15 protein-coding genes are annotated in these 13,062 nt (G+C 38.7%); 12 read left to right on the top strand and 3 right to left on the bottom strand.

The genetic code is table 11. The features are described 5' to 3' along the window. Positions 1-20: 20 nt before the first annotated feature. Entirely contained in the window at positions 21-980 is a 960-nt protein-coding gene (locus tag CVT15_RS06110; protein WP_103577362.1) for an SLAC1 anion channel family protein, read from the bottom strand. A gap of 83 nt (positions 981-1,063) precedes the next feature. Between CVT15_RS06110 and CVT15_RS06105 the strand changes: the two genes are divergently transcribed. From CVT15_RS06105 to glyS, 12 genes are all read left to right on the top strand, one after another. Beyond that, positions 1,064-1,708 carry a Crp/Fnr family transcriptional regulator gene (locus CVT15_RS06105; protein WP_103577361.1) on the top strand — a complete coding sequence of 215 codons (645 nt, stop codon included), beginning with the start codon at positions 1,064-1,066 and terminating at the stop codon, positions 1,706-1,708. 84 nt (positions 1,709-1,792) lie between these two features. Beyond that, positions 1,793-3,130 (top strand): NAD(P)/FAD-dependent oxidoreductase, encoded by a 1,338-nt coding sequence (locus CVT15_RS06100; protein ID WP_103600157.1) that lies wholly within the window; start codon positions 1,793-1,795, stop codon positions 3,128-3,130. Between the two features lie 10 nt (positions 3,131-3,140). Further along, positions 3,141-3,302: a YgaP family membrane protein gene (locus tag CVT15_RS06095; RefSeq protein ID WP_021091464.1), complete on the top strand. Its 162-nt coding sequence runs from the start codon at positions 3,141-3,143 to the stop codon at positions 3,300-3,302. A 13-nt stretch (positions 3,303-3,315) separates the two neighbouring features. Next, the gene (locus CVT15_RS06090) at positions 3,316-3,489 is read left to right on the top strand and encodes a YgaP family membrane protein (RefSeq protein ID WP_230853907.1); all 174 of its coding nucleotides are present in this window, start codon (positions 3,316-3,318) and stop codon (positions 3,487-3,489) included. A gap of 124 nt (positions 3,490-3,613) precedes the next feature. Beyond that, positions 3,614-4,093, top strand: coding sequence for a 3-isopropylmalate dehydratase small subunit (locus CVT15_RS06085; protein ID WP_054196874.1), 480 nt, complete (start codon positions 3,614-3,616; stop codon positions 4,091-4,093). A 3-nt stretch (positions 4,094-4,096) separates the two neighbouring features. Beyond that, positions 4,097-5,164 (top strand): 3-isopropylmalate dehydrogenase, encoded by a 1,068-nt coding sequence (leuB, locus tag CVT15_RS06080; RefSeq protein WP_103577358.1) that lies wholly within the window; start codon positions 4,097-4,099, stop codon positions 5,162-5,164. After that, the gene (locus CVT15_RS06075; protein ID WP_087586446.1) at positions 5,161-5,406 is read left to right on the top strand and encodes a hypothetical protein; all 246 of its coding nucleotides are present in this window, start codon (positions 5,161-5,163) and stop codon (positions 5,404-5,406) included. Before leuB ends, CVT15_RS06075 begins: the two co-directional genes overlap by 4 nt. Then, complete coding sequence (locus tag CVT15_RS06070) at positions 5,388-5,807, top strand: CiaD-like domain-containing protein (RefSeq protein ID WP_180998554.1); 420 nt, start codon at positions 5,388-5,390, stop codon at positions 5,805-5,807. Before CVT15_RS06075 ends, CVT15_RS06070 begins: the two co-directional genes overlap by 19 nt. Next, the gene (locus CVT15_RS06065) at positions 5,767-6,954 is read left to right on the top strand and encodes a CCA tRNA nucleotidyltransferase (RefSeq protein ID WP_103577357.1); all 1,188 of its coding nucleotides are present in this window, start codon (positions 5,767-5,769) and stop codon (positions 6,952-6,954) included. The genes CVT15_RS06070 and CVT15_RS06065 overlap by 41 nt, the downstream gene beginning before the upstream one ends. A 74-nt stretch (positions 6,955-7,028) precedes the next feature. Continuing rightward, entirely contained in the window at positions 7,029-7,508 is a 480-nt protein-coding gene (locus CVT15_RS06060) for a tRNA (cytidine(34)-2'-O)-methyltransferase (protein ID WP_103577356.1), read from the top strand. Next, on the top strand, positions 7,505-8,908 hold the full coding sequence (locus CVT15_RS06055) for an endonuclease/exonuclease/phosphatase family protein (protein WP_103577355.1): 1,404 nt from the start codon (positions 7,505-7,507) through the stop codon (positions 8,906-8,908). Before CVT15_RS06060 ends, CVT15_RS06055 begins: the two co-directional genes overlap by 4 nt. A 152-nt stretch (positions 8,909-9,060) precedes the next feature. Beyond that, entirely contained in the window at positions 9,061-11,079 is a 2,019-nt protein-coding gene (gene glyS / locus CVT15_RS06050; RefSeq protein ID WP_107898124.1) for a glycine--tRNA ligase subunit beta, read from the top strand. A 45-nt stretch (positions 11,080-11,124) separates the two neighbouring features. Here the strand turns inward: glyS and CVT15_RS06045 are convergent, their stop codons facing one another. Further along, positions 11,125-12,696 carry a phosphoethanolamine transferase gene (locus tag CVT15_RS06045; protein ID WP_107898123.1) on the bottom strand — a complete coding sequence of 524 codons (1,572 nt, stop codon included), beginning with the start codon at positions 12,694-12,696 and terminating at the stop codon, positions 11,125-11,127. A gap of 76 nt (positions 12,697-12,772) precedes the next feature. After that, complete coding sequence (locus tag CVT15_RS06040) at positions 12,773-13,060, bottom strand: ComEA family DNA-binding protein (RefSeq protein ID WP_107898122.1); 288 nt, start codon at positions 13,058-13,060, stop codon at positions 12,773-12,775. Positions 13,061-13,062 lie beyond the last annotated feature (2 nt).

Below are 13,062 nucleotides of genomic sequence, written 5' to 3'. Positions count from 1 at the left end.
AGTAAATTTTTGAGCTAAGGCTATTTTTCCGAAAAAATTTCGCCGTTTATTATAGATTTAACCGTTAAAAACCCGACTATCAAAATCGAAGCGACTAGAGCCGTAAAAGCGCCGACGCCTAAAACTAAATAAAAATCGCTTTGCGTAATTTCGTAAGCTTTTAAAAACGCTATAGAGCTAGCGGCCGTCGGGAAGGTAAAAGCCCACCACGATAGGGCGAATTTGAGTTTAATAAATCTTTTATACGAAAAAAGTATAAGCGCGGCGAAAAATACGTTTATATTAAGCAGTATCGCCGCAAAAGCGTCGAATCGCTCGGTTAATTTTACGTATCCCAAAAACGCCATAGCCGGCGGCGCTAGCGTAATGACTAGCGTCGGGACGAATTTATCGGCTAACTTATCGCAAAAAACTAACCTATAAAATATAACGGCGAATAAAATAATCCAGAAAAATAGCCCCAAACTAAAATAATACCAGATCGCTTGAGATTTTTCGGCTATGATCGGGATTAGCAAGTTGCCCACTACGGGGATAAACCATGCCGGATTTAGCGTCGCGATATCGAATTTTTCGTCGATCCAAAAAGAAATTACGTAAAGCGTAAAAATCGTTTGTAAGCCTAAAGCCGCGTAAAAAAGCGAGTAGTATAGTAGCGGCGCGTCTTTGTAGGCTAGAGCTAAAAGAAAAAGCGAGATGATAAACCCGCCGAAAAAATTTATCTTTATAGGGTGCGAAAATTCGGCCTTTACTTCTTCTTTAAATTTTAAAAGCTTAAAGAGGTAAAACGCCGAAAGTAGGCAAAATACCGTGCAGTCTAGCGCTCTAAGCGCCGAGAATATCTCGCCCGGTAAATCAAATATTTCGCTTAGTTTCTTATAAGCCGCGCAAAGCCCTCCAAGCCCCATAGTACCGGCAAAAAGCATAATCGGAAGCGATTTTATTTTGCTTTGCGAGTCGTTTTGCTTAACGTCGTGCATTGTTTTTCTTTTCGTATTAAATTTTTATGCAATATTACCTATAATAAGGTTAAATTTTTGTAACGAAGTCACGAAAGGGCAAAATGCTAAGCGAAGAGTTAAAAGAAATTTTGCGCGAGAGATTTACGAATAATTTCGATCTAGCAAGCGAGGATCTAAATGCGATCTTTGATAACGCATATCTAAAAACCGTAAAAAAGGGCGATATATTTTACTCCGGAAACGATTGCTTTGGATTTATCCTTATACTAAAAGGCGTTTTAAGGGCATTCGTATCGTCTAACGCAAAGGAAATAACGATATTTAGGCTAACTAAAGACGAGAGTTGCGTGCTGTGCGATACGTGTTCTATAAATTCGCTAGAAAATAAAGTAAGCGTCGAAATCGAGCAAGATAGCGAGATCATCGTTATTCCGGCGCGGATTTACAAACCTCTTAAAGAAAAATATCCGAGTATTTTAAATTTTACTCTAAAAATCGTAGCCGATCGGTTTGCCAGAACGATAAACGTTATGGAGCAGGCTTTGTTTTCGCCGCTTTCGGCGCGGATTATGAATTTTTTATCCCAAAGCATCGAAAATCTAAACGAAAATTTTATAAAAATAACTCACGAAGAGCTGGCGAATCACCTAGGAAGCGCTAGAGAGGCGGTATCTAGGGTGCTAAAAGAGCTTGAGAGAAGCGGACAAATAACGCAAAGTCGCGGCGAAATAAAGCTTGTTTCTTAAAATTCTCGTTTTAAGGTAACTTTGTTACGGAGAGGACGGCCTTTTTTAGGTAGCATTTCATAAACTCGTTTAAAAGGAGAATTTATGAAAGGACTGCAAAGAAGAGACGCTTTAAAGCTAATGGGGGCCGCGGGACTAGCCGCGAGTATGAGCGGTTGCTCGGTAACGGGCGGCGAAAACGACGATATAAATTCTAAAATCGTCATAATGGGCGCGGGACTTAGCGGTATCGCGTTGGCGGCTAAACTTAGAAGAGATATGCCTAACGCCAAGGTAATTCTCGTGGATAAAGACGAGAAATTTTACTACCAGCCGGGCTTTACGCTAATCGCCGTCGGAATTTACGAAGCTAGCGACGTCGTTTACGAAAAAGCGGATTATATCCCGCAAGGAACCGAGTGGATACGCAAAAACGTATCGGAAATAAAGCCAGAAGCTAATCTACTCGTCCTAGACGATGGGAGCGAGCTGGGATATGATTATCTAATCGTAGCAAGTGGCGTGGAATACGACTTTGAAGCCGTTAAGGGGCTAAGCTTAGAGGATATTAACGATACGAGCGGCAACATATCCTCCGTCTACACTCTACAAGGCGCCGTAAAGAGCAACGAGTTGATGAAAAAATTCTCTCAAAACGGCGGTGCAGCGGTGTTTTGCGATCAAAAAACCCCGATGAAATGTAGCGGCGCAAATAAAAAAGTAACTTGCATGAGCGAAGATAGGCTGAGGTTGGCCGGCAACCGCGATAAAGGCAGCGTTAATCTTTATGTCGGCGGCGGCAAGCTTTTCGGCGATCCGACTTATGCCGCGGCGATGACTCAAATAATGATAAAAAGAAAGATAAAATTTAATCTTCGCCACCAAATCGTAGCCGTCGATAAAAGCTCAAATACCGCCACTTTCGAGTTTTGGACGGCGTATAGGCAAAACGGTGAAGATAAAATCGCGTCCGAGCTAATCGACGTAAAATACGACTGGCTTCACTTGCCGCCTAAGCAAAAAGGAAGCGAAATTTTAGCTCGCGCCGGCCTAACCAAAGAGGGCGACAAGCTAAATTTTTTAGCCGTCGATAAATACAGCCTGCAAAGTACAAAATTTAAAAATATATTCGGTATCGGCGATATTTGCGGATTTGCGGCCGGCAAAACGGGGGCTAGCGTTAGGAAAATGTATCCGATTTTAGCTAAAAATTTAGCCGATACGATAAAAGGACGAGAACCTAGCGAGAAATTTACAGGATATACGGCTTGCCCTTTTATCACCAAATACGGCAAGGCTATAATGGTAGAGTTCGACTGGGAGGGAACGGCTCCGACGTTAGAGTGCTTCGGCGCTACCAGGGAGAGCTATATGAGTTGGCTGGTTAAAATTTACGGATTTAAACCTATGGTTATGAACGGAATGCTAAAAGCTTTAGCTTAAAGGAGATAAAATGAGCGTTTTAGATAAAACTATACGTTTGATTATAGCGGCGATTTGGTTTTTTATTTTTGGATTTATTTGCGACTGCTGGTTGTGGACGGTCGGGCTAATTCCGCTTTTAACGGGATATTACGGTTACTGCCCGCTTTATAAAATTTTTAAGAAAAGGTAAAAATATGGTAAGCGTGAAAAGTAGAATTGTTAGGGTCGTACTAGGGCTAGTTTTTATGGCGGCAGTTTGGTATTTTTACGAGAGCTACTGGGCGTTAATCGGGTTAATCCCGATTATCGTCGGCGTTACGGGTTTTTGCCCGGCGTGTAAATTCCTAGGCAGGTGTTCTTTAAATTTAAAAAAATAAAAGGGGGCGTTAAACGCCCTTTGCCTTGCCCTTTAGCCGTTTGGGCCGCAAATTTTATTCGCCGTTTGATGAATTATTTAGCTACTTTTGGTTAAAATCTCGAAAATTTAAAAAAGGCGAAACGATGAATAAAGTTTGGAAATTCGGCGACAATATCGATACCGATATAATTATCGCCGCCAGATACTTAAATACTTCCGACGAAAATATCTTAGCAAAACATATAATGGAGGACGCCGATCCTAATTTTAGCTCCAAGATAGATAAGGGCGACATTATCGTAGCGGGCGAAAATTTCGGCTGTGGTAGCTCTCGCGAGCACGCTCCTATCGCGCTTAAAGCTGCCGGTATAGGCGCGGTGATAGCTAAAAGTTATGCGAGAATTTTTTATAGAAATAGCTTTAATACGGGACTTTTGATACTGGAAATCAAAGAAACGGACGAGATAAACGAGGGCGACGAACTAAAAATAGACGTAGATAACGGCGCGATCGTAAATTTAACCAGCGGCAAAGAGTATAAATTTAGCCCCATACCGCCGTTTATGCAAGAGCTTTTAAACGCCGGCGGACTTATAGAATACGCAAAAGTAAAGTTGGATTAAATAATGAGAGAATATAAAATTTGTGTTATAAAAGGCGATGGCATCGGCCCTGAGATCATAGATGAGGCGATAAAAATTTTAGATGTTGTTAGCGCTGAGTTTGGGATAAAATTTGAGTACGACTACAAGCTTATGGGTGGCTCTGCATATGATGTATTTGGCGTGCCTTTGCCAGATGAGACGCTTAGTTCTGCTCTAAGCTCTGATGCTGTGCTTTTTGGAGCGATCGGCGGAGAAAAATGGGATAGTCTACCAAGGCATCTTAGGCCAGAGAGCGGACTTTTAAAGATTAGAAAAGAGTTAGAAGCCTACGCAAATTTACGCCCAGCTATCGTTTTTGATGAGCTAGTGGATGCTAGCACGCTAAAGCCAGAGGTTTTAAGAGGCGTTGATTTTGTCGTGGTTCGTGAGCTAACAGGTGGGCTTTATTTTGGCCAGCCACGTGAAAAAGGCGAAGATAGAGCGTTTAACACGATGGTTTATACTAAAATGGAGATCGAGCGCATCGCAAAGATCGCTTTTGAAACAGCAATGCTTCGCAAGAAAAAGGTTTGCATGGTCGATAAGGCAAATGTGCTTGAGACAAGTCAGCTTTGGCGTGAGGTGACTAGCGAAGTGGCTAAAAAATACCCTGAAGTAGAGCTTAGCTTTATGTATGTGGATAATGCGGCGATGCAGTTAGTAAGAGCGCCAGCAAATTTTGACGTCATACTTACTGAAAATTTATTCGGCGATATTTTAAGCGACGAGGCGAGTATGGTTTGTGGCTCGATAGGACTACTTCCAAGTGCAAGTATGGGCGGTAAAGTGGGAATTTATGAGCCAATACACGGCTCAGCTCCAGACATCGCAGGGCAGGGTATAGCAAATCCAATAGCCACCATTTTAAGTGCAGCTATGATGCTAAGATACGCATTTGGCGAGAGCGAGGCAGCAGACGCCATAGAAAACGCTGTAAAAACTACACTAGCTAATGGGTACAGAACAAAAGATATTGCCGCTTTTAACGCAGTTGAGGTTTGCTCAACTAGTGAGATAGGCGACGTGATAGCAGGATTTATCAAAAAATGAAAAATACAATCACTGAAGCACTGATCTACGAAGCTCAGGGGCTAAAAGATGATGCGCTTGAAATTTATAAAAATATCTTAAAGCAAGATCCGTCAAACAAAGATGCCCTTGGCGCGATAAATCGCCTGAGCGGACTTCGCAAAGAGCGAGCGATAAAAAATGAGCAGATGAAAGAGTTTTTTATAGCGATGAAAAGTGATGAAGAGATAAATGAATTTAAAAGGTGGTTGATAAGATTATGAAGCTTGATGATATTGCTAGAATGGCAATCAGTGAGGTTAGTGCTGAGCTTGAAAAAATAGAAGCGCTGCAAAATAAAAAGCAAGAAGAGCTTGAGCGAGAGAATCTAAAAAAAGAGCTTTTGGCCATAGAGAATAATGAAAATGCACTGAATAACGAGCTAAAAGTTGAGGCAAATTTACAAAATGAGCAATCGTTTGAGGTAAAAGAGGAGCCAGTAAGTAGAGAGGTGAGCGAAGAGAAAATTTTCTTAGCAAACCTTGCTGAACGTATAGAAGTGCTTTTTGAAGGGCTTAAGCAAACTCCAGAGCAAGATCTCGCTTCAAGGCTTGAGCTAACTACAAAATTTTTAGAATTTACCCTTGCAAATATCGAAAATAGACTCCAAAATCTCTCAAAATAAGCCATTGGACGGCTCAAAAAATGAGATAAAAATCAAAAATAAAATTTATAAAAATAGTGAGCTAGACTTTTTTAGATCGCTATTTGCTCCTTTTTCATCGCGCGTTTATCTAGTTGGTGGGTGCGTGAGAGATGCGTTCTTGGGACGAGAAATTTATGATTATGACATCGAAGTTTATGACATTGAGCCTACTAAATTTAATGAGCTAATGGCTAGCATAGGCGCTAGCGGAGTTGGCAAAAGCTACTTTATCTACAAATACAAAAACTACGATATTGGGCTTCCAAGAAGCGAGAGCAAAACAGGAAATTCGCACAAAGACTTTGCGGTAAGCTATATTAACGATCCCAAAATTGCGAGCCTTAGGCGAGATTTTACGATAAACGCCATGATGATGAATATCTTTAGTGGAGAAATTTTAGACTTTCATGGTGGAGTGCATGATTTGTCTAGCAAGACGCTAAGGCACATTGATAGCGAAAAATTTAAAGAAGATCCGCTAAGGGTGCTTCGTGGGGTGCAGTTTAGCTCAAGGCTTGATTTTAGTATAGCAAACGAGACGATAGTCCTTATGAAAAGCCTTAGTTTGGAGCATCTAAGCAGAGATAGGATAAATACTGAGCTTATTAAATTTTTTCGCTCAGAGCATCTAGAAAAAGGAGCTTACTATCTTTTTGAGCTTGGACTTTTTAAAGAAATTTTTGGTATGCAAATTTCTATGGACGATGGATTTTTAAGCGATCTTAAGAGTGCTAGAGAATTTGTGGATGATGAGAGATTATTTTTATATCTTTTGTTTGGCAAATTTGAGCTTGACACAAAAGAAATTTTAGAGAAAATGCATCTGCCAAAGAGCTACTTTTCTATCTTAAAGCAGCCTTATTTTAAGGACATGCCAAGCGATAAAGAGCTAATGCAAATTGCCATAAATATGCCCATAAAATCATGGCTTGGAGCTTATAATAAAGAGCGGATAGAGCGTGCCAAGAAGCTTGGAATTTATGAGACGAAATTTGACCCGAAAGTCGATGTGGCAGAAATTTTATCAGCTGGTTTTAAAAACGAAGAGATCGCAAAAGAGATAAAACGTAGGCAAGAGCTTGAAATTTCAAAATATCTAAGCGAGCATAAGCCTAGAAAAGATTAGTCTTTAAAACTCTTAAAAGCCCATTTTGGCTAAAATAGGCTAGTTCATAACACTTTTTAAGGCAAAGAAAGCTTATGTTTAACATAGTCCTAGTCCATCCTCAGATACCGCAAAATACTGGAGCTATCGGCAGAATGTGTGTTAATGCAAATTTAAAGCTGCATATCGTTAAGCCAACGGTCTTTGATCTGAGCGAAAAGGCTGTTAGACGAGCAGGGCTTGACTACTGGAAAATTTTAAATCCAAAAATTTGGGATAGTTTGGAAGAATTTTTAGAAGCAAACTTAAGCCACAAGGATAGATTTTTCTTCGCTACTACAAAGACAAATAGGCTTTACTACGAGGCTAGGTTTAAGCCAGGAGATTTTATATTTTTTGGTGGCGAGAGTACTGGGCTGCCAAGAGAGTTTATGGATATAAATTTTAAAAATGCCATAACCATACCAATGGGAAAAGAGGGCAGGAGCTTAAATTTAGCTATGAGTGCTGGCATTATCGCTTATGAAGCGATTAGGCAAAATATCGCTGAATTTGACTTTAGGAGTGAGATTTGAGAGTAGTTTTTGCTTTGGTTTTTACCATTTTAGTGGCATTTGCGAGTGAAATTAGCATCGCAACTTATAATGTGCAAAATTTATTTGATTGCAAAGATGATGGTAGCGAGTATCTTGATTTTAAAGTAGGCGTATCAAAATGGGACTGCGAGGCAGCTGATTCAAAACTACAAAGGACAAGACAAGTCATAAATGCACTAAATACTGACATTATCGCACTTCAAGAGATCGAAAATGAGCAAGTTTTAAAAGCTCTAGTAAGTGATAGCGAGTATAAATTTATAAGCTTTACAAAGGAGAAAAACTCGCCTGTTGGGCTTGGGCTTATTTCAAAGTTGCAGCCAAGTGGCAGTGAAATTTTTAAAGTTCCAAACGTAAAGACGAGAAATATTTTAAAGGTTATTTTTGAGACGGAAGGCAAGAAATTTAGCATATTTGTAAATCACTTTCCAACTTATAAAAATGGCATAAATATGCAAAAAAAGGCCGAAAAAACGTTAAGAACGGCTCTAGGCAAAGAGAAAAATGCGATTATTTTGGGTGATTTTAACTCACCCTTTGGACAAAAATCCATCCTAAATGACATCATTGCAACAAGAAATTTTTATGATCTTTATAAAGAGCTTGAGCCAAAAGATAGATATTCTCACGCAGTGCATGGCAAAAAAAGAGCGATCGATCATGTTTTGCTTTCGCCTAGTTTTATGGAAAATGGCGATCTAAGCTATGTTAGTGGCAGTTTTGAAGTCTTTAAACCAAGCTTTGCAGTCGATGAAAAGGGCTTTGCAAAGAGCGACCTTTATTCGGATCACTTTGCACTAAAGTTTAAAATTTCAACTGATCCAAGTCCAATAAAAAAGGGCTTTGTGAGTAAAATTTTTAAAAAAGATGAAAACAAAGCCAATAAAAAAATAAGCGAACAAAGCTATAAGACGGCTGATGTGGATACGCTTTTTGATCACCCAGAGGCAGTGCCAGTCGTGATCGAAAAAGCGGTTGTTATCTTAAAAGATAAGCATGGCTTCATTATCTCGAAAAATCACCGCGGAATTTATGTTTATGATCCTAAAAATAGCGTTATTGTAGGCGAAGAGCTAGATATTTTAGTAAGGCGAATGAAAATTTATAAAGATGCGCTTGAAGTTAGCTATTATGAGATCATAAATGAGCATGGCACAAAAGATATTAGTGAAAATTTATTAGATGCATCGCAATTAAGCGAAGCTAGAAGTGGCGATGTCTTTGCTAAAATTTCGGGCAGACTAGAGAGAGGCTATCTGCATACACCATACGGTAAGATCAGGGTTTATAGTAAGAAAAAGCTAAAAGATGGCGAGTATAGTTTTGAAAACTCGAGAGTTAAAATTTACAAGAGAGAAAACCAAATCGTTGTGGAGTAGAGAGTGCAAATTTTAGATATTTTTATGATTACGGCGTTTGTTTTATTTCTTATTTTTATGATAAGAGGCGTCATTTTGCAGTCACAGGAGAAGGAGAGGGCAAGAAAAATGGTAAGAGAAAAAAGAGAAAATTTTAATAAAAAGAGTGAAATATGAAAGAGTTATTATTAGAAATTGGAGTTGAGGAGCTTCCAGCGATACCGTTTTTAAGGGAGCTGCCAAATATCAATGCTAAATGGCAGGCTGTGCTTGAAAAATATAATCTTGTAAGCCCTTTTAAATTTTATTATACGCCGCGTCGTTTGGTCTTTTTTCATGAGAAATTTCCACAATCTCAGCCTGACAGCGTGGCTAGTTTTATCGGTGCGCCAAAGCAAGTGGCGCTAAAAGATGGAACATTTACAAAGGCTGCGCTTAGCTTTGCAAATAAATGCGGCATAGATGAAAGTGAGCTTAAATTTAAAGAGATAGACGGGAAAGAGGTGCTTTACTACGAAAAAGAGGTAAAAGGCGAGCTGGTTGCCAAGATAATGGGCGACATGGTTGAGGAGTTTTTAAAGAGTCTTAACTTTGGCAAGTCTATGCACTGGGGCAACGGAGAGTTCGAGTTTATCCGCCCGATAAGATCGTTTTTGTGTTTGCTTGGCGATGAGGTCATAAAATTTAATAAATTTGGCGTTGAGAGTGGTGATTCAACCTATCCACACAGAAGTATCAGCTATGACAAGATAAAAATTTTAAACATAAAAGAGTATTTTGAAGGCTCAAAGAGCCGTGGTGTCGTGCTTGAAGCAGGCGAGAGAGAAAAAATAATCCTTGATGAGTTTGAAAAGATCAGCCAAAAAAGTGGGTTAAAGATCGAGATCGATAAAGACTTGTTGGCTGAAGTCGTGGCGATCACCGAGTATCCAACAGCCCTTCTTGGCTCGTTTGAAGAGGAGTTTTTGGAGGTGCCAAGCGAGGTCATCATCACTTCTATGAAAGAAAATCAGCGCTACTTTCCAGTCTTTAAAAATGGTAAGCTAGCAAACGGCTTCATTGTCGTTAGCAACGCCATAACGCAGGACTACTCGCTCATCATCAAAGGCAACGAAAAGGTGCTAAGAGCAAGGCTAAGTGATGCGATGTTCTTTTGGCAAAGCGACCTAGCGCACGAATTTGGCCCAGAAAAACTAAAAAATATAACTTATCTAAAAGAGCTTGGAAGTATCTACGAAAAAGAGCTTAGAGAGCTACAAGTGGCTAAAAAGCTTGCTAGCAACTATGACGAGCTACTCAAAAAAGAAGCTGGCGAGTACACGACTAAGCTGGAGCGAGCTGTGATGTTAAGCAAGGCTGATCTTACAACTCAGATGGTTTATGAGTTTACCGAGCTTCAAGGTATCATGGGCGCTTACTACGCAAAGGCAAAAAATGAGGATGAAGACGTCGTTTTAGCTATAAAAGAGCAGTATTTGCCTGATGGCGAGGAGGCACAGTGCCCAAGTAAGGTCTTTAGCTCAGTCGTGGCACTTTCAAACAAGCTTGATACGCTAATAGGGCTCTTTAGTATCGGTAAAATCCCAAGCGGCACCAAAGATCCATACGCTTTAAGACGTGCGGCTAATGGGGTGATAAAGATCGTTTTGGCACATAATTTGAAATTTAACGTAAAAGAAATTTTAGAAGATATCGCAAAAGACTATAAAAAATTTGATGTTGAAGTGCTTATAAATTTCATCCTTGATAGGCTCTACACTTTCTTTGATGCAAATGCTTCTATCGTAAAAGCGTGCATAAAAAGCGGCGAAAAGGATATCTTGGAGCTAACCAAGATGATAGAGGCACTTGCTAAAATTTCTAGCGAGCCAAATTTTAGAGAGAATTTCTCGACATTTAAACGCCTTGCAAACATCATAAAAGATGATAAATTTAGCAAGGTTGATGAGAACCTCTTTGAGATAGATGCTGAAAAATCCCTAAATGACGCATTTAGAGCAGTTGATAAGAGCCTAGCGTATGAGCCAAGGCTAAAGGCGCTATTTGCATTAAAACCACAGATCGATGAGTTTTTTGACAAAGTTATGATAAATGTTGAAAACGAGAAAGTGCGAAACAATCGCGTCGCGATCATCGGTCAAATTTATAGTGAGATATTAAAAGTAGCTGATATAAAAGAGATCAGCTTTTAAATTTGCGCCAGCTTCAGGCTCTTGCCTAGGCTGGCTTTAAATTTACTACCTAAAGATATCAAATTCTGGCTCATAGGCCTTAGTTTTTACCCCAAAATATCCAAGAACTGAGCTAAATATAAAATCATGCGAAAGGCTCTCATCTTTTCTGGTTTTTAGCCTTTTTAAAAGTTCGCTATCGCTTGAAAAGACGATGGCTGGGATGTGTTTTTGCTCGTCTGGAGCGATGGAGTAAGGCAGACCATGTAAATATATACCGTTTTCACCTAGGCTCTCTCCGTGATCTGAGAAAAAGAACATGGTGACTTCAAATTCATCTTTTCTTACTTCAAGAGCGTTTATTAGCTCACTTTGTAGATAGTCCTCATATAAAATGGTGTTGTCGTAGGTATTTGCTATCTCATCTGGTGTGCATTTATTTAGCTCGGCAGTATCGCAAGTTGGGGTAAATTCTTTAAATTTGCTTGGGTAGCCTTTGTAGTAGATAGGGCCATGCGAGCCTTGCAGATGTAGCACGATAAAGGTGGTGGAATTTGCATCTTTGATGACCTTTTTGGCCTCATCAAATATCACTTCATCAAAGCCTTCTGCTCGATGATCTGAAGTATGGTTTTGATCAAGATTGTCACAAACGCCCTTGCAACCTCCACTATTGTTGCCAAAAAAGTATGTCTTTATACCAAGTTTATTGATGATATCGACTAAATTTTCACGAGCTTTTGCTTCGCGGTTGCTAAAATTTTCTCGCTTTAAGTCTGAAAATAGGCAAGGCACACTAGTCTCTGTGGCTGTTCCACATGAGTAGAAATTTGTAAAACTTACCACATCTTTTTGTTTAGTAAATTTATTCGTATCATTTTTGGCGTAGCCATTTAGTGAATAGTTTCTGCTTCTTTGCGTCTCGCCAACTATCAAAACTAAAATTTTCTTTTTATCGTTAGTTAGTACCGCATCATCTGCTACATAAGTAAAAGGTAGTAGTTTTTGTGTGATCGATTTTGCTAGTTTTATAGCTGAGTAGATGGGATAGTATGGGAGCAATGCAGTTCTTAAATTCGAATGCTCTCTAAAAAATGGTATAAAAATTTTAGAAGTTAATGAAAATATGATAGCTATCGCAACTATAGAAAATGAGATAATTTTTACTCTTAATTTAAGCTCATTTTTGAAACTACTATAGTTAATCTTTACAAATGCTACATATACACAAGGTAAGATGATTGTAAAAATTATCCAGAAAACTAAACCTGTGTTAAAGTAACTAAAGGCTTCTTTGGTATCGGTGTGTAGGACGTTTAATAACATATCCTTATCTATAATAACACCATATGCTTGCATAAAGTAAGCAGATATGCCACTTGCTAAAATCAAAATAATTGTAATTGGCTTTAGCAAAAAAGGCAAAAATAAAATACAAAAAATACTAGCGAAAACCAAGATAAAGACAATTGCAAATATAAGAAAAAAGAATATAGAAAAAGAGAGTTGATTATTTTGTAGAAAGCCTGAAAGAACGCCTTTGTATAAAAATATATAATTTATAAAAAATATGTAAGCAGTAAATAAAATCAGAAACTTTAAAAAACTGATATTTTTAAATTTATTAATATTTAGCATCTTTCTAACCTTTGTAAAAAGCCATAATAATAGAACTCAAATGTAAATGGCTAGAAATTTCAAATAAAAAATAAGATTATTTTTTCTTGTCTTTGGAGTTTTTTGCTTTAGATTTTTTTACTTTTGTATTCTCTTTTATACTAAGTTTTGCCTTAACTTTTTGCATATCGTTAAAGCCAATACCTTGGACTTTTTCAAGCTCATCGATGCTTTTAAATTTATGGGCTTTTCTGTATTTTATAATGTTTAACGCTTGACCTTTACTTAGCCCAAGCCCCATTAACTCGTTTTTGCTGGCCGTATTTAGATTAGCGCCACATGCAATACTTGCGACTACTAAACAAAGTAAAATTTTAATCCTCATCT

It is taken from the genome of Campylobacter concisus, assembly GCF_003048595.2.
In the GTDB taxonomy this organism is placed as follows: domain Bacteria; phylum Campylobacterota; class Campylobacteria; order Campylobacterales; family Campylobacteraceae; genus Campylobacter_A; species Campylobacter_A concisus_L.
This window is presented reverse-complemented; position numbering and strand designations above follow the sequence as displayed.